At 69.5% G+C, this 24,546-nt stretch carries 16 protein-coding genes, 1 tRNA gene and 7 pseudogenes; 7 read left to right on the top strand and 17 right to left on the bottom strand.

Annotated features, from left to right (window positions below; translation table 11 throughout):
* Positions 1-31: 31 nt before the first annotated feature.
* Both K6K41_RS12470 and K6K41_RS12465 read right to left on the bottom strand, forming a co-directional pair.
* On the bottom strand, positions 32-1,402 hold the full coding sequence (locus K6K41_RS12470; protein ID WP_261405295.1) for a sensor histidine kinase: 1,371 nt from the start codon (positions 1,400-1,402) through the stop codon (positions 32-34).
* Positions 1,399-2,073 (bottom strand): response regulator transcription factor, encoded by a 675-nt coding sequence (locus K6K41_RS12465; RefSeq protein ID WP_261405294.1) that lies wholly within the window; start codon positions 2,071-2,073, stop codon positions 1,399-1,401. Before K6K41_RS12465 ends, K6K41_RS12470 begins: the two co-directional genes overlap by 4 nt.
* 350 nt (positions 2,074-2,423) lie before the next feature.
* Here K6K41_RS12465 and K6K41_RS12460 point away from each other — a divergent pair, with 350 nt between their 5' ends.
* The 3 genes and pseudogenes from K6K41_RS12460 to K6K41_RS12450 form a co-directional block, all read left to right on the top strand.
* Positions 2,424-3,419 (top strand): DMT family transporter, encoded by a 996-nt coding sequence (locus K6K41_RS12460; protein WP_261405293.1) that lies wholly within the window; start codon positions 2,424-2,426, stop codon positions 3,417-3,419.
* A gap of 259 nt (positions 3,420-3,678) precedes the next feature.
* Positions 3,679-4,475: pseudogene (locus K6K41_RS12455) on the top strand (glucose 1-dehydrogenase).
* Positions 4,468-6,261 (top strand): annotated as a pseudogene (locus K6K41_RS12450) (glycoside hydrolase family 15 protein); the annotation flags it as partial. The pseudogenes K6K41_RS12455 and K6K41_RS12450, both read left to right, overlap by 8 nt.
* 267 nt (positions 6,262-6,528) lie before the next feature.
* Here K6K41_RS12450 and K6K41_RS12445 read toward each other — a convergent pair.
* Positions 6,529-6,819, bottom strand: coding sequence for a YggT family protein (locus K6K41_RS12445; protein WP_261405721.1), 291 nt, complete (start codon positions 6,817-6,819; stop codon positions 6,529-6,531).
* Between the two features lie 244 nt (positions 6,820-7,063).
* Here K6K41_RS12445 and K6K41_RS12440 point away from each other — a divergent pair.
* Positions 7,064-7,139, top strand: a tRNA-Ala gene (locus tag K6K41_RS12440).
* Positions 7,140-7,209: 70 nt separating this feature from the next.
* Here K6K41_RS12440 and K6K41_RS12435 read toward each other — a convergent pair.
* Both K6K41_RS12435 and K6K41_RS12430 read right to left on the bottom strand, forming a co-directional pair.
* On the bottom strand, positions 7,210-8,025 hold the full coding sequence (locus tag K6K41_RS12435; protein WP_261405292.1) for a class I SAM-dependent methyltransferase: 816 nt from the start codon (positions 8,023-8,025) through the stop codon (positions 7,210-7,212).
* Between the two features lie 11 nt (positions 8,026-8,036).
* Entirely contained in the window at positions 8,037-8,981 is a 945-nt protein-coding gene (locus K6K41_RS12430; protein ID WP_261405291.1) for a metal-dependent hydrolase, read from the bottom strand.
* A 317-nt stretch (positions 8,982-9,298) separates the two neighbouring features.
* On the opposite strand from K6K41_RS12430, the gene K6K41_RS12425 reads away from it, so the two are divergent.
* Positions 9,299-9,808 (top strand): CYTH domain-containing protein, encoded by a 510-nt coding sequence (locus tag K6K41_RS12425; protein ID WP_261405290.1) that lies wholly within the window; start codon positions 9,299-9,301, stop codon positions 9,806-9,808.
* A 66-nt stretch (positions 9,809-9,874) separates the two neighbouring features.
* Here the strand turns inward: K6K41_RS12425 and K6K41_RS12420 are convergent, their stop codons facing one another.
* The 4 genes and pseudogenes from K6K41_RS12420 to K6K41_RS12405 all read right to left on the bottom strand — a co-directional run bounded on the left by K6K41_RS12420 (position 9,875) and on the right by K6K41_RS12405 (position 12,926).
* Positions 9,875-10,081 (bottom strand): TOBE domain-containing protein, encoded by a 207-nt coding sequence (locus K6K41_RS12420; RefSeq protein WP_261405289.1) that lies wholly within the window; start codon positions 10,079-10,081, stop codon positions 9,875-9,877.
* Positions 10,078-10,867 (bottom strand): annotated as a pseudogene (locus tag K6K41_RS12415) (ABC transporter ATP-binding protein). The gene K6K41_RS12420 and the pseudogene K6K41_RS12415 overlap by 4 nt, the downstream one beginning before the upstream one ends.
* Positions 10,864-11,907, bottom strand: a complete 1,044-nt coding sequence (locus tag K6K41_RS12410) for a FecCD family ABC transporter permease (RefSeq protein ID WP_261405288.1) — start codon at positions 11,905-11,907, stop codon at positions 10,864-10,866. The pseudogene K6K41_RS12415 and the gene K6K41_RS12410 overlap by 4 nt, the downstream one beginning before the upstream one ends.
* Positions 11,904-12,926, bottom strand: a complete 1,023-nt coding sequence (locus tag K6K41_RS12405) for an iron ABC transporter substrate-binding protein (RefSeq protein WP_261405287.1) — start codon at positions 12,924-12,926, stop codon at positions 11,904-11,906. Before K6K41_RS12405 ends, K6K41_RS12410 begins: the two co-directional genes overlap by 4 nt.
* Positions 12,927-13,057: 131 nt before the next feature.
* Here K6K41_RS12405 and K6K41_RS12400 point away from each other — a divergent pair, with 131 nt between their 5' ends.
* Positions 13,058-15,439 (top strand): heavy metal translocating P-type ATPase, encoded by a 2,382-nt coding sequence (locus K6K41_RS12400; RefSeq protein ID WP_315855186.1) that lies wholly within the window; start codon positions 13,058-13,060, stop codon positions 15,437-15,439.
* A 178-nt stretch (positions 15,440-15,617) separates the two neighbouring features.
* Here K6K41_RS12400 and K6K41_RS12395 read toward each other — a convergent pair whose 3' ends face one another.
* From K6K41_RS12395 to K6K41_RS12385, 3 genes are all read right to left on the bottom strand, one after another.
* The gene (locus tag K6K41_RS12395) at positions 15,618-16,430 is read right to left on the bottom strand and encodes a hypothetical protein (RefSeq protein ID WP_261405286.1); all 813 of its coding nucleotides are present in this window, start codon (positions 16,428-16,430) and stop codon (positions 15,618-15,620) included.
* A 105-nt stretch (positions 16,431-16,535) separates the two neighbouring features.
* Positions 16,536-17,321 (bottom strand): 3-hydroxybutyrate dehydrogenase, encoded by a 786-nt coding sequence (locus K6K41_RS12390; RefSeq protein ID WP_261405285.1) that lies wholly within the window; start codon positions 17,319-17,321, stop codon positions 16,536-16,538.
* Positions 17,322-17,447: 126 nt separating this feature from the next.
* Positions 17,448-17,888: a YciI family protein gene (locus K6K41_RS12385; protein WP_261405284.1), complete on the bottom strand. Its 441-nt coding sequence runs from the start codon at positions 17,886-17,888 to the stop codon at positions 17,448-17,450.
* A 141-nt stretch (positions 17,889-18,029) separates the two neighbouring features.
* Here K6K41_RS12385 and K6K41_RS12380 point away from each other — a divergent pair, with 141 nt between their 5' ends.
* Positions 18,030-19,397, top strand: a complete 1,368-nt coding sequence (locus K6K41_RS12380; protein WP_261405283.1) for a DUF4832 domain-containing protein — start codon at positions 18,030-18,032, stop codon at positions 19,395-19,397.
* A 261-nt stretch (positions 19,398-19,658) separates the two neighbouring features.
* On the opposite strand, the pseudogene pnp reads toward K6K41_RS12380, so the two are convergent.
* From pnp to K6K41_RS12355, 5 genes and pseudogenes are all read right to left on the bottom strand, one after another.
* Positions 19,659-21,872 (bottom strand): annotated as a pseudogene (gene pnp / locus K6K41_RS12375) (polyribonucleotide nucleotidyltransferase).
* A 288-nt stretch (positions 21,873-22,160) separates the two neighbouring features.
* A pseudogene (rpsO, locus tag K6K41_RS12370) lies at positions 22,161-22,450 on the bottom strand (30S ribosomal protein S15).
* 17 nt (positions 22,451-22,467) lie between these two features.
* Positions 22,468-23,395: pseudogene (truB, locus tag K6K41_RS12365) on the bottom strand (tRNA pseudouridine(55) synthase TruB).
* Positions 23,396-23,565: 170 nt separating this feature from the next.
* Positions 23,566-23,988 (bottom strand): annotated as a pseudogene (gene rbfA / locus K6K41_RS12360) (30S ribosome-binding factor RbfA).
* A gap of 9 nt (positions 23,989-23,997) precedes the next feature.
* Positions 23,998-24,300: a hypothetical protein gene (locus K6K41_RS12355; RefSeq protein WP_261405282.1), complete on the bottom strand. Its 303-nt coding sequence runs from the start codon at positions 24,298-24,300 to the stop codon at positions 23,998-24,000.
* Between the last annotated feature and the right edge of the window lie 246 nt (positions 24,301-24,546).

Raw genomic sequence — 24,546 nt, 5'->3', positions numbered from 1 at the left:
GTATGCGGCGTCCTGTCCTACGGCCGGAGGGTCACGTCGTCCTGCGCGGCGCCGCCGAGGCCTCGGGAAACAGCAACCGCGCGCCGACGCCGCGCGGGGGGAGCGGCGCGATCTCGAACCGCGCGTCGTGCATCGCCGCGATACGGCGCACGATCTCGAGGCCGACCCCGAGCCCGTCGCCGAGGCGGGCCTGGCCGGGGGCGGCGATCTCCTCCGCGGCCGGCGCGTCGCGGCCGTCGTCCTCGACCGAGAAGGCGGCGCCGGGCCCCGCCCGCACCGTCACGGCTACGCCCTTTCCGCCGTGCCTCACCGCATTCTCCACGAGATTGCGGGCCGCGTTGCGGATCAGGCGCTCGTCGCCGTTCACGGCGGCGGCCCCATCCTCGACGAGCGCGATGGTCGCGCCCTTGTCGAACACCCAGGGGGCGACGCCGGCGACGACCTCTCGCAGCGCCGCCGTCAGGTCGACCGGCGCCGTGACCGGCCGGTCGGCGGCCTCGATGCGGGCGAGCGCGGTGAGCTGCTCGACGAAGGCCACGAGCTCGTCGAGCTCCGCGGTCGCGCGACGGGCGCGGGGATGGTCGACGCGCTCGAGCTCGAGCCGAATCGCCGCGAGCGGCGTGCGGATCTCGTGGCTGATGGCGGCGGTGAACAGCCGTTGCGCGGCGACGAGCTCGCGCACCCGCCCATAGCTTCGGTTCACCGCGTCGACGAAGCGCGCGACCTCGAGCGGCATGCCTTCGGCGTCGAGCCGCACGATCGGCCCGAGCGGGTCGAGCCCCCCGGCCGCCCGGGCGGCTTCCGAGACGGGCGCGAGCGAGCGCCCGATCGAATAGAGCGAGGCGCCGATCGCAAACGCCAGCGCGACGCCCGTGGGCAGGAGCATCTCCTCGACGAGTTCGGCGATGATGACGTTGGCGACGACGCCGTCCGGATCCTCGTCGATCGCCGCCTCGACATAGACGCTCCGCCCGCCGACGAGAACCTCGTGGCCGCCCTTGACCGACAGCGGGTAGCCGCTGTCGTTGCGCCGCATCCACGAGGAGGCGAGCGGCTCGTCGATCGGAAACGCCTTGGCGATGCAGGCCTCGTCGCAGCTTCGCCACAGCGTCGCGCCGTCAGGCCCGCGCACCCTCGCCGCGTAGCCGGTCGCCGCGCCGCCATAGCGGCCCGCGAGCCCGGGCGGCAGCTCGAACGTCACCTGCCCGTCGCGCAGCTTGACGCCTTCCGACAGCGCGTCGACCTCCATGTCGACGAGATGGTCGGCCATATGGTCGGGGTCGCCGAGATAGCGCCACAGCATCCAGGCCGACTGCGCCACCATGGCGATGAGCGCGAACAGCACGATCCGCCGGGCGACGACGCGGCCGAGCGTCTCGGGCCGCGACGGCCTGGCGGTCACCCGACCTCGCGCAGCAGGTAGCCGACGCTCCGCACGGTCTCGATCGCGGCCCCGACGTCGAAGGGCGAGAGCTTGCGCCGAAGCCGCGACAGCACGAGCTCGACGGCGTTGCGGCTCGTCGTGCCCTCGAACTCCGACAGCGCCTCCTCGAGATGGCCGGAGGTGACGACGCGCCCGACGTTGCGCATCAGGATTTCGAGCAGGGCGCGTTCGCGCGGCGACAGCTTCACCGGCTCGTCGCCGCAGAAGGCGGAGCCGGCCGCGGGGTCGAAGCGCAGCCGGCCGGCCTCGAGCACCGGCTGCGCCGACAGCGGCGCGCGGCGCATCAAAGCGCGGACGCGCGCCAGCAGCTCGCGGCTGTTGAAGGGCTTGGCCAGATAGTCGTCGGCCCCGGCGTCGAGCCCGCCGATCCGGTCGTCGACGCCGGCGCGGGCCGAGAGCACGAGGATGGGGGTCTGGTCGCGCGCCGCGCGGCGGGCGCGGATCAGCTCGACCCCGTCGCCGTCCGGCAGGCCGAGGTCGAGCAGGAGCGCGTCGTACTGGGCGACCGCGGTCGCGGCCTCCGCTTCGGCCATGCTGCCGACCGCGTCGATCCGCCAGCCGGCCGCGCGGACCGCCTCGGTCACGAGCTCTCGCAGGCGCTCGCTGTCTTCTATGAGTAGGAGCCTCATCGGCGCTATCGAACTCCGGCGCGCAAACGGTCTACGCCCCAGCCCCAGACCGTCTTTACGGCCTCCCCCGAAGAATTCCAGCCGCAGAAATCTCCGGCCCCCGACAGTCGGGCGACAGGATGGAGCGCTAAGGTCGCGCCGCGGTTCGGCCGGACGGCTTCCGGAACGGTCTCGCGTGGCTTCCCCCGCCCCGAAAGGGCGTCAAAGCGGATTCCCGCCCCTCTCCGCTGCGAAAGACGCGAGTCTGGCCCGGTCGCGGGGGAGCGGCCGGGCTATTCCGCCCGACGCGCGGCAGGCTTGCGCCGACGCCGCTGGCCGCCCCTGAGCGCGCGTGCTAGCGGCTCGGGACCATGTCGACGCCGCAGGCCCCAGCAACGCCCTCCGCCGCATCCGCGGACCCGGAAGCCGCGCGCCTGTCCGAGCCGGCGGCCGCGCCGCCTCCCGCGGCCGGCGCACCCTGGGCCGGATATGCGCTGGCGGCCGCGGGCGCGATCCTGTTCTCGGCCAAGGGCGTCATCATCAAGTTCGCCTATGCGGAGGGCGTCGACACCGAGACGCTGCTTGCGCTGCGCATGGGGCTCTCGGTCCCGGTCTATGTCGCGATCGGCTTCATGGCGGTGGCGCGCGAGGGAAGGCCCGCGGCGCTTGACGCGCGGATGTTCGTCGCCGTGCTGGGCGTCGGGCTGCTCGGCTACTGGTTCGCGTCCTACACGGACTTTCTGGGCCTCAACTACATCTCCGCGCCGTTCGAACGGCTGATCCTGTTCACCTATCCGCTGTTCACGGTGCTGCTCGGCGCGGCGTTCTTCGGACAGCCCTTTCGCCTTGAGGCGCTCGGCGCCTTCGCGCTGAGCTATGCCGGCCTCGCGCTCGTCTTCACCAAGGACATGACGGTTTCTGGCGCGGAAGCCACCCAGATCGGGGCTGCGCTCGTCCTGTGCTCGGCGGTCGCCTTCGCGCTCTACCAGCTGCTGGCCAAGCCCCGGATCGGCGCGCTCGGCCCGAAACTCTTCACCTGCATCGCGATGACGGGGGCGGCGATCGGCGCGATCGTGCAGTTCCTGATCCTGCGCGATCTGTCGGTGCTGTGGGAGCTCACGACCCGCGCGTGGGTCGTCGCCTTCGTGCTCGCCTTCGTCGGCACGCTGCTGCCGACCTTCCTGCTCTCGGCCGCCCTTCACAAGATCACCGCGCAGGCCAACGCCGTGATCGGCACGGTGAGCCCGATCGCGACGCTCGCGCTCGCGGCGGTTCTGCTGGCCGAGCCCGTGACGCTGATCGACTTCGCAGGCGCGGCGCTCGTGCTCGCGGGGGTGGGCTGGTTCACGCTGGCGGAGCGGAAGTAAGCGCGCACCCTCCCTCCCTCGAAGAGGGGAGGGCGGCCCCGGCGGAGCCGGGGTCGGGTGGGGTCGCTGGGCGTAGAGCTTAAGCAGTCCCGGATGTATCGGCGGCCATCGCCTCTTTCTGGCGCCCACCCCACCCTTACCCTCCCCTGTCCCAGGGAGGGAGGCGTCTCACGTCGAGAACCCATCACGAGCGGTTCAGGGAACGGGGCTCGCCCGACGGCCGTTGACCCCTCGCGGGACAACGACCTCCTCGAGGCTCATGCGGATTTCACTGGAAGGACAGGTGGCGCTCGTCACTGGCGCGAGCTCCGGGATCGGGCGCGCGACCGCCCAAGCCATGGGCGCGGCCGGCGCGAAGGTCGCGGTCAATTACCGCTCGCAAGAAGACGAAGCCAAGAACGTCGTCGCCGCGATCGAGAAGGCCGGCGGCGAGGCGATCGCCATCGGGGCCGACGTCTCCGACGAGGCTGACGTCGAGGCGATGTTCAAGGCGACGGCGAAACGCTTCGGCGCGGTCGACGTGGTGGTGGCGAACGCCGGCATGCAGAAGGACGCGGCCTCCGCCGAGATGAGCCTCGACGACTGGCGCAAGGTCATCGACGTCAATCTCACCGGCCAGTTCCTCTGCGCCCGCGCAGCGCTGCGCCGCTTTCGCGCGCAGGGCGACCGCGGGGTCTCGAAGGCGCGCGGAAAGCTGATCTGCATGTCGTCGGTGCACGACCTGATTCCCTGGGCAGGCCACGTCAATTACGCCGCCTCGAAGGCGGGATCTCGATGATGATGAAGACGCTGGCGCAGGAATTCGCGCAGGAGCGCGTGCGCGTGAACGCGATCTCTCCCGGCGCGATCCGCACCGCGATCAATGAGGAGGAGACCGAAGGCGAGGCGGGGAAGGAGCTGCTGAAGCTCATCCCCTACGGCCGCATCGGCGCGGCCGAGGACGTGGCCAACGCCGCCGTGTGGCTGGCGTCGGACCTCGCCGACTACATGGTCGGCGCGACGCTTTATGTCGACGGCGGGATGACGCTCTATCCGGAGTTCCGCGGCAATGGCTGAGCGCAAGGGCAAGGCGGCCAAGCCGAACAAGGCGAAGCCGCAGGCCGCCTCGAAGGCGCAGGCCAAGCAAGGCGTGGCCGCGCCGGCGAAGAAGCCTGCGCCGGCGAGAAAGCCTGCGGTCGCCATCGAGGACCATGCGCTCATCGGCGACATGGCGACGGCCGCGCTCGTGTCGCGGCGCGGCTCCATCGACTTCATGTGCTGGCCGCGCTTCGACAGCCCGACGGTGTTCGCCGCGCTTCTCGACGAGGACAAAGGCGGCGAATTCTCGATCCAGCCGGAGCTCGCGGACGCCCGCACCCTGCAGATCTACCTGCCCGACACCAATGTCGCGCTGACCCGCTGGCTCTCGGAGGAGGGCAGCGCCGAGGTCACCGACTTCATGCGCCCCGCCCGCGGCCGCGACGGCGGCGAACCGCAGGTCTTTCGCCGCGTGGAGGCGACCCGTGGGAACGTCCGCTTCCGCGTCTGCTGCGCGCCGCGCATGGATTACGCCCGCGTCGAAGCGCGGCCCGAAAAGGTGCGGGACGGCGTGGCGTTTCTCGCCGGCAACGCGGTGCTGCGGCTGACCTCGACGGTCCTTCTCGAGGTCGACGGCCCGGACGCGGTCGCCGATTTTTCGCTCGGGAAGGGCGAGGTCGCCTGGTTCGCGCTCGACGGCGGCGGCGAGGCCGCGCCGCTCGGCGACGACGCCGAGGAGGCGCTCGCCGACGCCGTCGGGTTCTGGCGCTCCTGGGCCGCGCAATCGACCTATAAGGGCCGCTGGCGCGAGACGGTGCTGCGCTCGGCGCTCGCGCTGAAGCTGATGTGCTCGCGCGACCATGGCTCGATCATCGCCGCGCCGACCTTCGGTCTGCCGGAGGCTCCCGGCGGCGTGCGCAACTGGGACTATCGCGCCACCTGGATCCGCGACGCCTCCTTCACGGTCTACGCCTTCATGAGGCTCGGCTTTCGCGAGGAGGCGCTGAACTTCATGGCCTGGGCCCATTCGCGGCTGAAGGAGAGCGAGGAAGGCCTCCTCATCATGTATGCGCTCGACGGCTCGACCGATCTCGAGGAGATCGAGCTCGACCACCTCTCAGGCTATGGCGGCGCGCGGCCGGTGCGCGTCGGCAACGCCGCCGTCGACCAGATCCAGCTCGACATCTTCGGCGAGCTGCTCGACGCCGTTTACCTCAACGACAAGTACGGCCGCGCGCTGAGCCATGACGGCTGGAACAGCGTGATCGCGATCGTCGACCACGTCTGCGAGCACTGGAAGGATCCCGACGCCGGCATCTGGGAGATTCGCGCCGAACCGCGCGAGTTCCTGCATTCGCGGCTGATGTGCTGGGTGGCGATCGACCGCGCCATACGCCTCGCGCGCCAGCGCTCGTTCCCCTCGCCCGGCGTGCGCTGGTTCGAGACCCGCGACGAGATCCACCGCGACATCTGGAAGACGTTCTGGGACGACGAGCTCGGCCATTTCGTCGAGAGCAAGGGATCCAAGGAGGTCGACGGCGCGATGCTGCTGATGCCGCTCGTGCGCTTCTGTTCGGCCACCGACCCGCAATGGCTCGCGACGCTCGACGCCATCGGCAAGAAGCTCACCGACGACAGCCTCGTGTTCCGCTACCGGCAGGATGACGGGCTACCCGGCCAGGAAGGCGCCTTCACAGCCTGCAGCTTCTGGTTCGTGGAGTGCCTCGCGCGCGCCAACCGCGTCGACGAGGCCCGAGAGAGCTTCGAGAAGATCCTCGGCTACGGCAACCATCTCGGCCTGTTCGCCGAGGAAATCGGCATGGACGGCAGCCACCTCGGCAACTTCCCGCAGGCGCTGACCCATCTCGCGCTGATCTCGGCCGCGCATTACCTCGACCGCGAGCTTTCGGGCGAACGGGGGCATGGCGGCCGTGAGCCGGCGCAGCCTCGGCCGTCATCCCGGCCGAGGAGCCGGGATCCAGGAACACGACCTTTCAAAAAATCTCTGCGCGGCCGGCGCGTCCGGATCCCGGGTCAAGCCCGGGATGACGGGCGTCGGCTCCAGCGCTCTGACGTGCGCCGCTCGTTCCGCTCAGAACACGTTCGGATAGAGGTAGAGCACGATCACGCGCTGGATCAGGAAGATCAGCAGCAGCACCACGATCGGCGACAGGTCGATGCCGCCCATATTGGGCAGCACGTTGCGGATCGGGCGCAGCACCGGCTCGGTGATCCGGTAGAGGAAGTCCCAGATCGTGGCCACCACCTGGTTGCGGGTGTTCACGACGTTGAAGGCGATGAGCCAGGACAGGATCGCCGAGACGATCAGGATCCAGACATAGAGGTTGAGCGCGAGCAGGATGACGTCGAGGATCGCTTTCATTCCTGGCGCAGTCCTTCATGTCCGGCTAGGGCGCGGCCGGGAGGCGGCCGCGGGGTCTCCCGTGATTTAGCGACCGCGGCGCAGCGCGGCAAGGCGGCCCGCGGTCACGAGGTCGGCGCGGACGGCGTCGCGGAGAGGCCTTCGCGCCACGCTTTGCGCATGGCCGCCGCGACGTCGCAGCGAAGCGTCTGTCGCGCCTTGACAGGGGTGGGGCCCGCCACCTAAATGGCGCGCCTTCGGACGCGGGGCCGTAGCTCAGTTGGGAGAGCGCTGCAATCGCACTGCAGAGGTCAGGGGTTCGAATCCCCTCGGCTCCACCAGCCTCCCGAACCTCCGTCTGAAATCGCCAAGTCTGCAAGCGACGCGCGCCAGCCGCGACGGGCGTCTGCTTCAGCCTGCCTTGCGGAAGCGGCGGGCGAGATAGACCACGCCGCCCTTCTTCAGCTCCTTGTAAAGAATCGAGCCCTGCGCGCCCGAGAACTCGGTCATGAAGCGGCGCGCCACCGGCAGCTTGATCATGTTGGCGCGCTTGCGCGCCTCCGCCGCGTCGAGCGCCCGGACGACGCCGGCCGAGATGTTCTTCGCAAACACCTGTTCGAGCCCGGACGCGGCGAGCTTCTGGTCGAGATCGGCCGCCATCGATTTCGCGCGCATGTCCGCGAAGGTGAACCAGCCGCCGGGCGCGAGCACCCGCGCGGCCTCGCGCGCGAAGGCCGGCACGTCGGCGTAGCAGTGCGATGATTCGATGTTGACCACGATGTCGAAGGAGCCGTCCGGAAAGGGCAGGCGCTCGGCGTCGCCCTGCCGGAAGGTCAGGCCCGGCGTGTCGGCGTTGAGACGTTCCGCGCGGGCGACCGTGGCCGGCGAATAATCGAGCCCGACGACCGAGGCCGGCGCGAAGTAGCGCGCGACGTAGCGCGCCCCGCCGCCGCGGCCGGAGCCGATCTCGAGCACGCGCGCGCCCGCGATCGGGAGCCCGTCGACGGCCTGATGGTAGAGCCCGATGAAGACGCGCTCGGGCTCGTCCTCGGGATTGAGCGCAAACGGCGTCTCGGGCGCGTAGCCGTAGTTCATGAAGCGCCAGTCGCCGTCGCGCCAGAAGCGCGACAGCGTGTCGTAGAGCCCGCGCCAGGCCCATTTGCGGGTCCGCGGAAAGGCGTCGCGCTCGATCAGGCGCAGGACATGGGTGAAGACGCGGCTCGCCAATGTCGCGTCGCTCAGCCCGCCGCCGCGACGGCGCCGGACGGCGGCTCCGCTCGGCTGCGCGCGACAGGCCGGAACTCGCGGTCGAGCCACTCCCGTCCCCTGGCGATGAGCTTGGAGTCGTCGCCGTTTCGCGGGTCGAACCACGGCGTGTAGTAGCGCAGAAGCGGCGCCGCCGTGTGGCGCAGGAGGCCGGGCTTGCCGAAGTTCGCCCAGAAGAACTTCGCCCAGAAGCGGAAGCCGGGCTTGACCCCGTCGGCGCGCACGTAAATCCGCACGTTGCGCAGGAAGATGAGCAGGAAGGGCGCGAGCACGGCGTTCATGGCCCAGACCCGGAGCCAGTAGCGCTTGAAGCTCGAAATGTCCTTCGTCGCGGCGTTCAGGACGTCGAGCGCCACGGCCTTGTGCTCCAGCTCCTCGAGCGCGTGCCACATCCAGAGACGCCGATAGGCCGGGTGCGCGCCGTCCATGAGGTGGGGCCGGCGCAGCAGCGCGGACGAGAACGACGCCGTCAGATGCTCGATCGCGCAGGTCGCCGCCAGCCGATAGAGCGGGTTCTTGAGCAGGCCGAGCGCCTGGCCGATGGGGCGCTCCATCTCGGCCACGTCGTAGCCGAGCGAGGCGATGGCGCGGTTATAGTCTTCGTGCTCGCGCGTGTGGAACGCCTCCTGCACCGCGTAGCCGTTGATCTCCTTCGAGAGCGCCTTGTCCTTCAACTTGCCGGAATAGTGCTTCAGCGAGCGGATGAAGAACCGTTCGCCCTCCGGCAGGAAGATCGACATCGCGTCGATCATCGACGTCTTGGCGATGTCGCCCGCGAACCAGTTGCGCGTGGCGTTTCCGGGGATGTCGAAGCGGAAATCGCGTGGAATGATGTCGCGTTCGTCGTCGCCGATTTCTGCGCGCTTCGACTTCGTCGACTCTCCCATATGCCCTGCCATTCCGATCAACTCGCTCACTCGTTCCACGCCGCCGACAGGCGGCGGGTCGTTAACTCAAACGTTATCGCAAATCCGTGGATGCGGAAACGCGGGGGCGGGTTCGGCGACGCGGCGTGATCGCCGCTCTAATGTCCCGGAGAACTGATGGGCGCGGCCCTTGACCCGTTCGGCCCGGCGGCGAGATAGCTCGGCCCGCCAGGCGCAGACTTGCCCGGCGAAGATTTGGAAGAGGCGCGGGCGTCGCAGTCCGCGTATCGGTTCGGAAGGAGCATCGATGACGAAGACGCGCTTCAAACGGCGCCGCCTGGGCGGGCGCGGGGCGTGCGACGTGACGCATGCGGTTTGAGATCGAACGGAAGTTTCTGGTCGCCAATGACGGCTGGCGCGCGGCCGCGACCGGCGTGCGCCGCCTCACCGACGGGCTGATCGGTCAGGCCGCGCGCGGCAAGGCGCGCGTGCGCCTTGAGCAGGACCGGGCGTGGCTGACGGTGAAGGGCGTGCGCAGCGGCGGCATCGCGCGTCCGGAGTTCGAATACGAGATCCCGCGGGTCGACGCCGAGGCCATGCTGCGCAACGTCTGCACCGGCTGCCTCATCGAGAAGGCGCGCCACAGCGTGCCCTACGCCGGGCTGACCTGGGAGGTCGACGTCTTCGGCGGCGCGCTCGCCGGCATCGTGCTGGCCGAGGTCGAGCTCAAGGACGAGGCCCAGAGTTTCGCCGCGCCGGACTGGCTCGGCGAGGAGGTGACGGGCGATCCGCGCTTCCGCCTGTCCCGTCTCCTCAACCTCTGCAACGGGTTCGAGGGGCAGGTGACGATGGACGACGTGCTCGCCGCGGCGGTGTGAACGCGTCCTTGACGCGAGGCGGCGGTCGACCCGCCGCCTCGCGTCAAGGACGCTTGGCCCGACGGATCAGTCGATCCCGATCATCACGTCGGAGGCCTTCACCACGGCGTAGGCCTGCTGGCCGACCTCGAGCTTCAGCTCGTCGACCGCCGCGTTGGTGATGGCGGAGGTGACGATCGTGCCGTTCACGTCGAGCTTCACATGCGCCGTCGTCGCGCCCTTCTGGATTTCGACGACCTTGCCCTTGAGCACGTTGCGGGCGCTGATCTTCATGGGGCTGTTCCTTCGTTTCGCATCGACGGCGCGACGATGCGCCGTCCGAGTTCGGGGACGTAGACCACCGAAACCGCGACGCCGTAAAGACGCATCAGATTCGTCGGCGTGATGACGTCTTCGGGCGCGCCCAGCGCCACGATTCCTCCATCGGCCATAAGCGCGACGCGGTCGGCGGCGAAGAAGGCGTGGTCGGGATCGTGGGTCGAAAGCACCACGGACAGGCCCCGCCCCTTGAGCGCGCGAACCTGCTGCAGCACCTTCGTCTCGTTGCCGAGGTCGAGGCTCGCGGTCGGCTCGTCCATGACGAGGATCTGCGGCTCCTGCGCCAGCGCGGGCGATCAGGACGAGCTGTCGCTCGCCGCCCGAAAGCTCGGTGTAGCTGCGCTTCGCGAGGCGCCCGATCCCGAGGCTGTCAAGCGCCGCGATGGCCGCCGCCCGGTCCGCCTCGCCGGGCTGGTCGAACAGGCCGACGCGCGCCGCCCGGCCCATCAGCACGACGTCCCGGGCAAGAAACGGAAAGAAGGCGGCGTGCGCCTGCGGCACATAGGCGACTGTGCGCGCGAGCTTTTTGCGCGGCCAGCCCGCCATGTCCTCGCCGGCGAACGTCACGCGGCCGGCCCTTGCCGGGAGAAGGCCGAGCAGCGTCTTGAACAGGGTGGTCTTGCCGCAGCCGTTGGGACCCAGCAGGCAGAGCGCCTCGCCGGCCTTGAGCTCGAGATCGATGTTCTCGCCGACGAGCGCGCCGCCATAGCCGGTCGAGAGCTTTTCGGCCGCGAGGCTCATGACCAGCCACGCCTGGCGGTCGCGAGCAGCCACAGGAAGAACGGCGCGCCGAGCGCCGCCGTCAGCACGCCGAGCGGAACCTCGATGGTGGCGACCGAGCGGGCCACGAGATCGACCGCGACCAGAAAGCCGCCGCCCAGCATCAGCGAGGCGGGCAGCAGTTTTGAGAAGTCCGGCCCGACCAGCATCCGCGCGACATGCGGCACGATGAGGCCGACCCAGCCGATGACGCCCGTGATCGAGACCGCGGCGGCGGTCATCAGGGTCGCGGCCGCGATCAGGAGCGGGCGAAGCACTCTCGTCTCCACGCCGAGCGCTTGCGCCTCCTCCTCCCCAAGCGTCATCAGGTTCATGCGCCAGCGCAGCAGCGCGAGCGGCGCGAGGCCGATCAGGATCGCGGGGAGGACTGAACCGAGGTCGCCGCGTGTGACAGAGGCGAGGCTCCCAAGCAGCCAATAGGTGATGGCCGGGAGCTGGTTGTACGGGTCGGCGAGAATCTTGATGAGCGAGAGCGCCGATCCGAGCAGCGCCCCGACCGCGACGCCCGCCAGCACCAGCACGAGGACGGGATCGCGCGTGCGGATCGCCGAGCCCACCGCATAGACCGCCGCCACCGCGCCGAGCCCGCCGAGGAAGGCGAGCGTCTGGATCACCAGCACGTTGAGCGACAGAAAGATGCCGAGCGCGGCCCCGAGGCTCGCGCCGGCCGAGACGCCCAGAATGTCGGGGGAGACCAGCGGATTGCGGAACAGTCCCTGATAGGTCGCGCCGGCGGCCGCGAGCGCCGCGCCGACGGCGAGCCCCGCCAGCACCCGCGGCAGGCGCACCTGCCAGATCGCGGTCTCGGTCGCGATCGGAAGGCCGGAGGCGAGCCCGAAGGGTTTTGTGGCGAGCACGGTGAGGACGTCGCCCGGCGAAGCGGCGTATTTGCCGGTGAAGAGCGCGAGGATCACCACCGCGACCAGGAGGGCGGCGGGCGCGAAGCGGATGAGGCCGAGAGTTCGCGCCGCTGCGGCCGCCGTGGCCCGCGCCTCGCTCACTTGGCCCCGCTCGCCCCGGCCAGCAGCGCGTCGAGGCGAGCGTCATCGAGCTCGACGCCATAGAACAGCTTGTAGAAGCGCTTGGTCTCGGCCCTGAGGTCGCCCGGGATCTTGTCGCCATAGAGCGACTTCGCGAGCCAGCGCACGCCGATCAGCCGATTGATCGCCGGCGGCGCGTCGAGCCAGCCGAAGGGCAGCGACGGCGCGGCGTAGATCCGCCCGTCCTGCACCGCCTTCACGCCCGACCACACCGGATCGCTTTTTGCGCGCGCGGCGAAATTGGCGTCGATCGTCACGATCACGTCCGGGTTCCAGCCGAGCACCTGTTCGGGCGACGCCCGCGACAGGCCCTGACCGCCCTCCACGACATTGTTGGCCCCGACCGCGTCCAGCGTCTCGACCGTGATCGAGCCTTTGGGCGCGGTCTCGAGCCCATCGGGGCCGCGCGCGTAGAACACGCGCGGGCGATCCGAGGGGACGATCTGCGCGACGGCGAGCGACAGGGACTCGAGCGTCTCGGAGGCGTAGGCCGAGAGCTCGATGGCGCGGGTCTCGCGGTCCAGCACCGTGCCGAGCGTCCGCAGCGCGGTCGCCGACTGGTCGAACGCGCCGTCGATCAGGATGTAGGGGATGCCGGTCTGCTTCTGCACCCGATCGGCGAGCGAGGCGTAGGTCTGGTCGACCGAGCCGACGTCGATGATGAGGTCGGGCTTGGCGGCCAGCACCGCTTCGATGTTGGCCGTGCCGCCGCGCCCGGCGATGCGGCCATAGGCCTTCAGCTCGCGCACCGCAGGCAGGAGATAGGGCTTCTCGGCTTCGCTCGGCGCGCGCACCCAGCCCGCCATCAGGTCCGGCGCGACCGCATAGAGCGCGACGGCGGCCGGGGGGCCGGCAGGGAACACACGCTTCGGCTTCTCGGGGATCTCGACCCGTCTGCCGGCGGAGTCGACGAACTCCTTGGCGGCGGCGGGAAGCGGCGCGAGCAGCAGCAGCGCGAGGAGGAGGAGGCGGGCGATCATGGTTCTGGCATTCTGGCGCGTCGGCGGCGAAAAGCCATTGAGAAACGCGTCATGAAGCTCGCTTGATCAGATACCCATGAGGGGTATATAGAAAGCGGTGCAATACCCCTTGCAGGTATCCCGGAGGTCCGATGTTCTATCACGCGCATCACGGCCATGGCGGCCACGCCCATTCCCATGGCGGCGGATGCTGCGGCGGCGGCCACGGGGCCGCGCCCGAAAAGGCCGTCGACCCGGTCTGCGGCATGAGCGTCACGATCGAGGGCGCGCGCCACAGCTTCGAGCACAAGGGCGAGACGCGGTATTTCTGCTGCAACGGCTGCAAGACGAAGTTCGAGGCCGACCCCGACAAGTACCTTGCGCCCAAAGAGGCGCGGAAGCAGCCCGAGGCCCCCGCCGGGACGATCTATGTCTGCCCGATGGACCCGGAAGTCCGGCAGGTCGGACCGGGCGCCTGCCCGAAATGCGGCATGGCGCTCGAACCCGAGGTCTTCTCGGCCGAGGCCGGGCCCAACCACGAACTCGCCGACATGACGCGGCGGTTCTGGATCGGCCTCGCGCTGGCCGCGCCGGTGTTCCTGCTGGAGATGGGCGGGCATCTGATCCCCGCGCTCCATCATCTCATCCCGCCCGCGTGGTCGACATGGATCCAGTTCGCGCTCGCCACGCCGGTGGCGCTCTGGGCCGGCTGGCCGTTCTTCCAGCGCGGCTGGGCGTCGATCGTGACCAGAAACCTCAACATGTTCACGCTGATCGCGATCGGCGTCGGCGTCGCCTACGCCTACAGCGTCGTGGCGGTTCTGGCTCCCGGCCTCTTCCCCGAGACCTTCCGGGGCCCCGACGGGACCGTCGCGGTCTACTTTGAAGCAGCGTCCGTCATCACCGTGCTGGTGCTGCTCGGTCAGGTGCTGGAGCTGCGCGCCCGCGACCAGACGGCCGGGGCCATCCGCGCGTTGATGGGGCTGGCGCCCAAGACCGCGCGACGCCTCAAGGCCGACGGCTCGGACGAGGAGGTCTCGATCGACGACCTCAAGGTCGGCGACCTGTTCCGCGTGCGACCCGGAGAGAAGGTGGCGGTGGACGGCCTGGTGACCGAGGGGCGTTCGCTGATCGACGAGTCGCTCGTCACCGGCGAGCCCGCGCCGGTCGCCAAGGATGCAGGCGATCCGGTGACGGGCGGCACGGTCAACCAGTCGGGCGCTCTGGTGGTGAAGGCCCAGAGGGTCGGCGCCGAGACGACGCTGTCGCGCATCGTCCAGATGGTCGCGACCGCCCAGCGCACCCGCGCGCCGATCCAGCGCCTCGCCGACGCCGTCGCGGGATGGTTCGTGCCCGCGGTCGTCGCGGTCGCGGCCCTGGCTTTCTTGGCCTGGGGGCTCTTCGGACCCGAACCTAGGTTCGCCCATGGGCTGGTGGCGGCGGTGGCGGTGCTGATCATCGCGTGCCCCTGCGCGCTCGGACTCGCGACCCCGATGTCCATCATGGTCGGGGTTGGCAAGGGGGCGGGGCTCGGCGTGCTGGCGCGCGACGCGCAGGCGCTCGAAAGACTTGAAAAGGTTGACGTTCTCGTGGTCGACAAGACCGGGACGCTGACGCAAGGAAAGCCCTCCGTGACCGCGATCGTCCCGGCCGAGGGGGTCGGCGAGGCGGAGCTGCTACGGCTTGCGGCCGCGGTGGAGCGGCCCTCCGAGCATCCCCTCGGCGCGGCGGTCGTCGCGGCGGCAGAGGGGCGCGGACTTGCGATCCCGGGCGTCGAGAATTTCGAAGCGCCGAGCGGAAAAGGCGTATCGGGCCGCGTCGAGGGGCGGTCGGTCGCGCTCGGAAACGCCAAATTTCTCAAGACGTTGGGCGTCGACGTCGCGGGGCTCGACGCGCGCGCCGGGGAGCTGCGCGCAGGCGGCGCGACCGTGGCGTTCGTCGCGGTGGAGAGTGTGGCGGCGGGCCTCCTCGCAATATCCGACCCGCTGAAGCCCACGACGGCGGACGCGATCCGCGCGCTGAAGGCCCAGGGCTTGCGCATCGTCATGCTGACCGGCGACGCGCGCGCGACCGCGGAGGCGGTGGCCGCACGGCTCGGGATCGACGAGGTGGAGGCCGAGGCGCTGCCTGAGGACAAGCACGCGGCCGTCGTGCGGTTGAAGCGCGAGGGCCGGGTCGTCGCGGTCGCGGGCGATGGGGTCAACGACGCGCCGGCGCTCGCCGCCGCCGATGTCGGGATCGCGATGGGGACCGGCGCCGACGTCGCGATCGAGAGCGCCGGGATCACGCTTCCGGGCGGCGACCTCGCCGGGATCGTGAAGGCGCGCAAGCTTTCGAAGGCCGTCATGGCGAACATCCGCCAGAACCTCGCCTTCGCGTTTCTCTACAACGCCGCCGGCGTGCCGATCGCGGCCGGCGTCCTCTATCCGGCGTTCGGCCTGACGCTGTCGCCGGTGATCGCGGCCGCCGCGATGGCGCTGTCGTCGGTGAGCGTCATCGGTAATGCGCTGAGGTTGAGGGCGACGGCTATTTAGCGCCGCCGCCCTCGTCCCGGACTTGATCCGGGACCCAGAACCGATGAGTTTTCAAACAATGACGACGCGCGCCGGATTCTCTCCGGAACGCGCGTCGGTTTGGGTCCCGGATCAAGTCCGGGACGAGGGCGGTGGTTCGAGCGCCCCGTCATGCCCGGCTCCGCCGGGCAGCACGGCCTCACTTCGGCTTGTCGGCCTGATGCTCCTGGAACTCCTTGAGGAATTCCGGCTCCAGCGGCTTGCCGTCGGCCTTGGTGGTGATCGCCAGAAACTGGTCGGGCGCGACGCCGCCGTCGGTCGGATCCTTGATCACCGGGCAGATCGCGTAGCGCAGCGGGTCCTCGAGCGGGCGCATGGTCTTGGTGACGTAGCCCTTCTTGTAGAGGTCCTCGACGTCGCCGACCGAGGCGATGATCGGGGTGCCGTCGAGGTCGGTCCCGTTCTTCTTCGCGAGGTCGGACAGCGCCTTCTTGCCGGACGCCGTCGTCAGCGCCTTCGGCGTGTAGCTCACCCAGACATGGAGCCAGAGGCCGAGCTTGTTCTTGCTGAAATAGCCGTTGCGCATGTCGAGCAGCACCGACTGGCGGAGCGCGCCAAGACCGAGCGGATCCGTGCCCTGGCGGGGAAAGACGTATTCGGGGCTGGCGTCGGCGATCTGGCGGGCCTTCTGGCCGGCGGCGTTCTTGGTGAAGGCCCCGTCGCTGAGGCCGCCCAGCACGGTGAAGAACTCGACGTTGCCGCTGTGGTCGTAGGCCGGCAGCGTCAGCAAGGCGCGCACCGGGCGCTGGTAGGAGAAGTTCGGCCTGGTCTCGGCCGCGAGCGGGCCGACCTGCCGGCGGCCGTCGATCAGCGCGGGGTCGACGCCGTTCTGCGAATAATAGGCGTCGGTGAAGTCGTAGAGCCGGTCCTCGACGTCGGCCTTCGCCGCGGTCGAGAGCGCGGCGCCGAACGCCGCGAGGATGAGAAGCTTGGAGGCGGCGCGGGCGCGCATGGCGGTGTCCTTCCGAAGGCGAAGCCTCGCGGAAGGTAAATGAGGGCGCCCGAGCGGAAGCTGACGCGGCGCGTCAGCTTCCTGTCAGCTTGGCGTGAGCGCGGCTCACTGCGCCGTCCAGCCGCCGTCCATGGAGAAGTTCGCGCCGGTGACCTGGCTTGCGGCGTCCGAGCAGAGGAAGGCGGCGAGCGCGGCGACCTGCTCGACGGTCACGAACTCCTTGGTGGGCTGCGCGGCGAGCAGCACGTCGTTCATGACCTGCTCCTTCGTGAGGCCGCGGGCCTTCATCGTGTCGGGGATCTGCGCCTCGACGAGCGGCGTCCAGACATAGCCGGGCGAGATGCAGTTGACCGTGATCTTGTCCTTGGCGAGCTCCAGCGCCGCCGCCTTGCTGAGGCCGACGATCCCGTGCTTGGCCGCCACATAGGCCGACTTGAACGGCGAGGCGACGATCGAATGCGCCGAGGCCGTCTGGATGATGCGGCCCCAGCCGGCCTTCTTCATGTGGGGGATAGCGGCCTTCATCGCGTGGAACGCCGACGACAGGTTGATGGCGATGATCAGGTCCCACTTCTCGCGCGGGAACTCCTCCACCGGCGAGACGAACTGGACGCCGGCGTTGTTCACCAGAACGTCGACCGAGCCGAAGGTCTCGGCCGCGAGCGCGACCATTGCGTCGATCTCGTCGGGCCTGGTCATGTCGGCCGGCGAATGGATCGCCCTGACGCCGAACTCGCGCTCGATCGCCTCACGCGCCGCCTCGATGTCCTGCGACTTGCCGAACCCGTTCAGCACGACGTTCGCGCCGTCGCGCGCAAGGCCGCGCGCGACCGCGAGGCCGATGCCGCTGGTCGATCCGGTGACGACGGCGGTCTTGCCCTTGAGGCTCATCGGGACGGCTCCGTGCAGCGAGGGATGGCGGGCGCGCGACTGGGCGCCCGCCGCCCAACCTAGCGTCCGCGCTGCGATGCGGTAGAGGGCGCGTGGCCGCGCCCATGGGGCTTCGCCGCCGAGGCGTCAGCGCTTCGGGTCGAGCGTCTTGAACGCGGCCTCCATCTCGTTCCATGTCTCGAGCTTGGCGTCGGGCGACGTCTGAAAGTCCTCGAACTCGTAGACTCGCCGGATCTCGAGCTCGACCGGCCCGTCCTCCTTGGGCCAGCGCCGCGCCCAGTCGAGCGCCTCCTCGCGCGAGGCGACCTCGATCATGGTGAAGCCGGCCACCAGCTCCTTGGTTTCGGCGAAGGGGCCGTCGGTCACGATGGGCTTGGCGCCGTCGCGCGAGATCGCGACCCGGAAGCCCGTGGCGCTCGGCCAGAGGCCGTCGCCGCCGCGGAAGACGTCGGCCTTGATCATTTCGAGATTGTAGGCCGCCATCGCCTCCATCAGCTCGGCCGAGGGGGCGGCGTCGGTCTCGGATTCGCTCTCCGGCGTCGCCTTGCGGATGATCATGAAGCGCATCGGTGTGGGTCTCCGTCGGGCGCGCGCCGCGCCCCGCGTCTGAAAGACGGCCGCCGTCAGTCGTAGCCGACATGTGAATGGCGTTTTTTCGCGAAGCATGGGAGGCCGCTTCACGAAGGCGAGAGCCGGAGGAGACTGGCGATGGGACGTGCTTCGATCTGGCTTGCGGCTCTGGCCGGGGCCGCGTGCCTCGCGCAGCCTGTGTCCGCCGAGACCGTGCGCCGGACCTATCCGGCCTCCGACCTCGAGATCCGCAATCCCGAGCGCGGCTTCTGGGCGTTCGCGGCGGACGACTTCGCGAAGGTCACCAAGGGCGATCTCGGCTATCTCCGATCGAAGGGCCTGACGCTCGCCTACGGCGTCGTGCGGCTCGACAAGTTCCGCAAGACGCCGCTGTCGGACGAGCTCCTCGCCTCGCTCGATCGCGCCTTCGAACGCACGCGCGAGGCCAAGCTCAAGATCATCCTGCGCTTCGTCTACAACTACCCGCAGGACGAACACGAGTACCAGAACGCCAAGGACGCGCCGCTCGACGTGGTGCTCGGCCATATCGAGCAGCTGAAGCCTGCGCTCGCCAGGAACGCGGACGTCGTCGCAGTGATGCAGGCCGGGTTCATCGGCGCCTGGGGCGAGGGGCACACCTCGTCCAACAAGCTCACCTCGCCGAAGAACAAGGCGGCGATCCGCGACGCGCTGCTCGCCGCGCTTCCCGAGGGGCGGATGCTGCAGTGGCGCTATCCGGCCGACGTGATCGACTGGTCGCCGGAGCCGCCGCGGCCCGGCAAGCTCGCGACGCTCGGCGTCCACAACGACTGCTTCATGTCGTCCAACACCGACGTCGGCACCTACGCGTCGAACAGGAAGCAGCGCGAGGCCCAGCGCGACTACGTGGCCAAGCTCAGCCGCGCGACGTTCTTCAGCGGCGAGACCTGCAATGTCGGCTCGAAGTCCGAGCGGCTGACCTGCGACGACATCCGGGCCGAAGGCGCGCGCTTCCATGTGAGCGCGCTCAACGGCGAATACAGCCCGAAATTCATCAAGGCCTGGAAGGAGGGCGGCTGCTACGACGAGGTCAGCCGCTCGCTCGGCTACCGCCTCATGCTGAAGGAGGCCGAGGCGGGCGACCGGGCGAGGCCCGGCGAGCTCGTCGAGGCGCGGCTGCGCGTCGCGAACGACGGCTGGGCGCGGATCTCCAACCCGCGCCCCTTCAAGCTGGTGGCGACCCATCGCGACAGCGGTCGGAGCTTCGAGGCCGAGACGTCGGGCGACATCCGCTCTGTCGAGCCCGAAAAGGCCTCGCCCAAGGGCTTCCGCTTCGCCTTGACCGTGCCGGCCGACGCGCCGGCCGGCGTCTACGACCTGTCCGCGGCGCTGCCGGACGCCGCGGCCTCGCTTGCGGGCGACCCGGCCTATGCGGCGCGCTTCGCCAACGGGTCGGGGGCCGACTTCGGGTGGGACGCGGAGACGGGCGCCTACCGGCTCGGCCTGACGGTCACGGTCGGGCCGTAGAGCGAAAACCGATCGCCGACGTCATGCCCGGCGGCAGCCGGGCATCCACGACTTTCTGGGAACGCGGAGCGCGACGCCGAAGTCGTGGATACCCGAGCAAAGCTCGGGCATGACGCGGCGGGTCGACGTGAAATCGTGACGCTTCAGCGGCCGAGGCGTAGGCGCGCGCTGCGGAGCCGCCCTCGCCGCCCGAAACGAAAGAAGGCGGCCCCAGGGGCCGCCTTCTCGATTTTGTTCAGCCGTCGAAACGGGCGCTGAGGATCACTCGGCCGCTTCTTCGCGCTTGCGGCGCGGGCCGCGCTCGCGACGGCCGCCGCTGCTGCGCTCCTCGCCGCCCTCGGACGCATCGCCCGGCTGCTCGGAGCCCGCGATGTCCTCGCCGGTGGTCTGGTCGACGACCTTCATCGACAGGCGCGTCTTGCCGCGATCGTCGAAGCCCATGAGCTTCACCTTGACCTTGTCGCCCTCCTTGAGGACGTCCGAGACCTTGGCGACGCGCTCCTGGGAGATCTGGGAGACGTGCACGAGGCCGTCCTTGGCGCCGAAGAAGTTCACGAAGGCGCCGAACTCGACGACCTTCACGACGGTGCCGTCATAGACGACGCCGACTTCCGGGTCTGAGGCGATCGACTTGATCCAGTTGAGCGCGGCGGTGATCGCCTTGGCCGTCGCTGGAGGCGACCTTGACCGTGCCGTCGTCCTCGACGTTCACCTTGGCGCCGGTCTTCTCCACGATCTCGCGGATGACCTTGCCGCCGGTGCCGATCACTTCGCGGATCTTGTCGGTCGGGATCTTGATGACCTCGATGCGCGGCGCGTATTCGCCGAGCTCGGTGCGGCCGGCCGAGATCGCCTTCGCCATCTCGCCGAGGATGTGGATGCGGCCGTCCCTTCGCCTGCGCGAGGGCGACCTTCATGATCTCCTCGGTGATGCCGGCGATCTTGATGTCCATCTGGAGGGCGGTGACGCCTTCCTCGGTGCCCGCGACCTTGAAGTCCATGTCGCCGAGATGGTCCTCGTCGCCGAGGATGTCGGAGAGCACGGCGAACTTCTCGCCTTCCAGGATCAGGCCCATGGCGATGCCCGCCACCGGACGCTTCAGCGGGACGCCCGCGTCCATGGCCGCAAGCGAGGCGCCGCAGACCGACGCCATCGACGAGGAGCCGTTGGACTCGGTGATCTCCGACACGATGCGGATCGTGTAGGGGAACTCGTCCGCCTTCGGCAGCATCGGGTGGACGGCGCGCCAGGCGAGCTTGCCGTGGCCGACTTCACGACGGCCCGGAGCGCCCATGCGGCCGGTCTCGCCCACGGAGTAGGGCGGGAAGTTGTAATGGAGCAGGAAGCGCTCCTTGTAGGTGCCGCCGAGCGCGTCGATGAACTGCTCGTCCTCGCCGGTGCCGAGCGTCGCGACGACCAGCGCCTGCGTCTCGCCGCGGGTGAAGATCGCCGAGCCGTGGGTGCGCGGCAGGACGCCGACCTCGGGGAGGATCGGCGGACGGTCGAGAGGTCGCGGCCGTCGATGCGGATCTTGTCGTCGAGGATGCCCCAGCGGACGATCTTGGCCTCGAGCTCCTTGAACACGCCGCCGAGCTTCTGCGGGTCGACCGGGTTCTCGACGCCCTCGCCGGAAAGCGCCTCGAGCGCCTTCTTCTTGGCGACGGAGACCGCGTCCTGGCGGTCCTGCTTCTTCTTGATCTTGTAGGCGGCGCGCAGGTCGTCCTCGACCAGGGCCTTCAGCTTCTCCTCGAGCTCCGAGGTGTCGGCCGGGGTGTGCTCGCGCGGCTCCTTGGCGGCCTTTTCGGCCAGGCGGATGATCGCGTCGATCACCGGCTGGAAGCCCTTGTGGCCGAACATCACGGCGCCGAGCAGCATGGCCTCTTCGGAGAGCTCCTTGGCTTCCGACTCGACCATCAGCACCGCGTCCTGCGTGCCCGCGACCACGAGGTCGAGGTCGGAGGACGGCATCCGGTCGGCCACGGGGTTCAGCACGTAGTCGCCGTCGATGTAGCCGACGCGCGCGCCGCCGATCGGGCCCATGAAGGGCACGCCGACAGCGTCAGCGCCGCCGAGGCCGCGATCATGCCGACGATGTCGGGATCGTTCTCGAGGTCATAGGAGAGGACGGTCAGCGTGACCTGGGTGTCGTTCTTGTAGCCGTCGGCGAACAGCGGACGGATCGGCCGGTCGATCAGGCGCGAGGTCAGCGTGTCCTTCTCGGTGGGGCCGCGCTCGCGCTTGAAGTAGCCGCCCGGTATGCGGCCGGCGGCGTAGTACTTCTCGGTGTAGTTCACCGTGAGCGGGAAGAAGTCGATGCCGGCCTTGGGCTGGCGCTGCGAGACGACCGCGCCGAGCACGGTGGTGTCGCCATAGGTGACGAGCACGGCGCCGTCGGCCTGACGGGCGACGTGGCCGGTTTCGAAGGTCAGCGTGCGGCCGGCCCATTCGATGGTTTCGCGATGAATTTCAAACATACGTCTTTGTCCTTGCGGTCTAAGGGACCGAAGGATGCCGTCGGGCTTTACGCTTGACGCCACGGGCAAGACGGCGGGGCGCTGTTGTGAGGGTCGGACGAGACGTCCGACGACAGCGCCCTGCGATCCTGCCCCATGACGTTCGGGCCCGATGGCGTCCCGGGTCCCTTCATCTGGTTCGACGCCGCCGCCCCATTGCGCCGGCGTCCTTCATGGGCAGTGCGCGCGGCGCGAAACGCGCCGCCGCGAAAGCGGAAAACGGCGGCCCTTGGGCCGCCGTTCAAAGCGTCAGCGGCGGATGCCGAGACGCTCGATCAGGGTCTGGTATCGCGCCTGGTCGTTGCGCTGACGTAGTCGAGCAGCGAACGACGCTGGCTGACGAGCTTCAGCAGGCCGCGGCGCGAGTGGTTGTCCTTGGCGTGCGACTTGAAGTGCTGCGTGAGGTTGGTGATGCGCTCCGTGAGGATCGCGACCTGCACTTCGGGGGAGCCGGTGTCGCCCTCTTTGACGGCGTACTGGCTGACGAGTTCTTTTTTACGTTCCGGGTGATCGACATCGTCTCTCTCGTTCGATCGGATTTTTGGGCCCGACCGGCTCAAGGCCGATCGAGATGGAAAATGCGTCGGGGATGAAGCTCGCCGCGATCGATCTCGCCGAGCGCGATCAACGCGCCGTCGGTCGTCACGGAGACCGGACCCCGATGCATCGGGGCGTCCCGTCCGCGCAGGAGCACCGGCTGTCCGTTGAGAAGCCGGGCGGCTTCCGCCCTGTCGACGGCGAGCGCCGGGATGTCGTCCAGCGCCGTCTCGACAGGAAGGAGAGCTTGGACGATGTCTTTAGACGTGGAAGGCTCCGCCCGCAAGCGTTCGAGCTCCTCCAGAGTCACCCGTCGTCTTCGGTGAACGCGCCGACCGCCGTCCGGCGGAGCGCGACGACATGCGCGCGGGTGTCGAGCGCACGGCCGAGGTCGCGCGCGATGGCGCGCACATAGGTGCCCTTGCCGCACTCGCATTCGAACACGGCGCGGTCGGCCGAGGGCATGTCGACGAGCTCGAGCCGCGTGATCTCGACCGTTCGCGGCTCGAGCACGACCTCCTCTCCGTCGCGCGCGAGGTCGTAGGCGCGCTCGCCATTGATCTTGAGAGCGGAGAATTTCGGCGGCGTCTGGCTGATCGACCCGATAAAGGCCGGCAGCGCCGCCTCGATGGCCTCGCGGGCGGGGCGGTTCTCCGAGATTGCGACGGGCGCGCCTTCGGCGTCGTCGGAATCGGTCTCGACGCCCCAGAGCACCTCGAAGCGGTATTCCTTCTCGCCGTCCATGACGAAGGGCACAGTCTTGGTCGCCTCGCCGAAGGCGATCGGCAGGATGCCGGAGGCGAGCGGATCGAGCGTGCCGGCGTGGCCGGCCTTCTTGGCCTGATAGAGCCAGCGCGCCTTCGACACCGCATGCGTGGACGTGACCCGACGGGCTTGTCGAGGATCAGCCAGCCGGAGATGTCGAGGCCTTTTTTACGGCGCGACATGGGCGGCCCTTTCGAGAATGAGCGCGACGTTGGCCGCTCCCCTCTCCCGCGTGCGGGGGAGGGTAAGGGTGAGGGCCATTTCAACAGGGCGCCGCCGTCCCCCCTCATCCCTACCTTCTCCCGCAAGCGGGAGAAGGGGCCCTTGCGTCGCGCCAGATCGGAGAGGCGGCTCAACGCTGCGTCTCCCCGTCCCCGTCGTCGTCGCCTGCGAGATCGCGGGCGACTTCGGGCGAGCGCAACAGCTCGTCGATATGGGCGCCGCGGTTCGAACGAGTCGTCGATGCGGAAGCGCAGATCGGGCGCGGACTTCAGCTCGAGACGCTTCACCACCATCATCCGCAGCTGCTTGCGGTTGGCTTCAAGCGCCTTCAGCACCTTGTCGCTGTCCTTGCCGCCGAGCGGCATGACGTAAGCCGTCGCGAGCTTGAGGTCCGGGGTCATGCGGACCTCCGGCACGGTGATCACGTGGGTCTCGAGCACGGGGTCCATGACCTCGCCGCGCGCTGGAGGACGTCGGCGAGCGCATGGCGGACGAGTTCGCCGACGCGGAGCATGCGTTGGGACGGGGCTTTCGACCCGGAATTGCGGGACATGGCGTCTCTTTAGGTCCGTGAGCGTTTTGAGGCGGATGGGTCGGCCGCGCGCCTGGCGGCGACCCGCAGGCCGAGCGCGCCGAGCAGCAGGAGGCCGCAGCCGGCCAGAAGATCGAGCGCGACCGCGGTGCGGCCGCAGCCCTCGGCCCAGGCGGCGGTCTCGACCGGGTGGCCGATCGCGAGTTCGTAGAGATCGGCGGCCGCGCGAGGAAAAACATCAGCCCGGCCGCGAGCAGCGCGGGCCAGAGCTTGCGGAAGGCGCTCGCCGCCAGGAACGCGACGGTCGCCATCAGCGCGACGAAAGCGAGCCACCCGGCGCGCGCCTCCTCGATCTTGTCGCAGACCTCGGCGGATGCGGGGCTGTTCGCAAGCGTCAGCGCTACGGCCGCCGCGGCGACCGCGCCGACGCGCGATCGGGCGCCTGGCCGAGGCGCGGAAAGGAACGGGCCGAACGGCCCGGCGAGGGAGATCATCAGCGTCCTTCTTCGCCTTCGCGGCCGCCCATCGGGGCTGAGCCGTCGGGACCGGGATCGGACCGGGACCGAGCGGATGGTTCAA

The sequence above is a fragment of the Chenggangzhangella methanolivorans genome, assembly GCF_019797865.1.
GTDB lineage: Bacteria > Pseudomonadota > Alphaproteobacteria > Rhizobiales > Methylopilaceae > Methylopila > Methylopila methanolivorans.
The sequence above is the reverse complement of the archived record's forward strand: the minus strand, read 5'-3'. Positions and strand labels throughout refer to the sequence as shown.

Coding starts and splice junctions, on each gene's coding strand:
- K6K41_RS12405 (WP_261405287.1), bottom strand. CDS start 12,926: ATGATCGCCCGCCTCCTCCTCCTCGCGCTGCTGCTGCTCGCGCCGCTT.
- K6K41_RS12445 (WP_261405721.1), bottom strand. CDS start 6,819: ATGAAAGCGATCCTCGACGTCATCCTGCTCGCGCTCAACCTCTATGTC.
- K6K41_RS12385 (WP_261405284.1), bottom strand. CDS start 17,888: ATGCGCTTCATGATCATCCGCAAGGCGACGCCGGAGAGCGAATCCGAG.
- K6K41_RS12420 (WP_261405289.1), bottom strand. CDS start 10,081: ATGAAGATCAGCGCCCGCAACGTGCTCAAGGGCAAGGTCGTCGAAATC.
- K6K41_RS12465 (WP_261405294.1), bottom strand. CDS start 2,073: ATGAGGCTCCTACTCATAGAAGACAGCGAGCGCCTGCGAGAGCTCGTG.
- K6K41_RS12400 (WP_315855186.1), top strand. CDS start 13,058: ATGTTCTATCACGCGCATCACGGCCATGGCGGCCACGCCCATTCCCAT.
- K6K41_RS12460 (WP_261405293.1), top strand. CDS start 2,424: ATGTCGACGCCGCAGGCCCCAGCAACGCCCTCCGCCGCATCCGCGGAC.
- K6K41_RS12390 (WP_261405285.1), bottom strand. CDS start 17,321: ATGAGCCTCAAGGGCAAGACCGCCGTCGTCACCGGATCGACCAGCGGC.
- K6K41_RS12425 (WP_261405290.1), top strand. CDS start 9,299: ATGCGGTTTGAGATCGAACGGAAGTTTCTGGTCGCCAATGACGGCTGG.
- K6K41_RS12380 (WP_261405283.1), top strand. CDS start 18,030: ATGGGACGTGCTTCGATCTGGCTTGCGGCTCTGGCCGGGGCCGCGTGC.
- K6K41_RS12395 (WP_261405286.1), bottom strand. CDS start 16,430: ATGCGCGCCCGCGCCGCCTCCAAGCTTCTCATCCTCGCGGCGTTCGGC.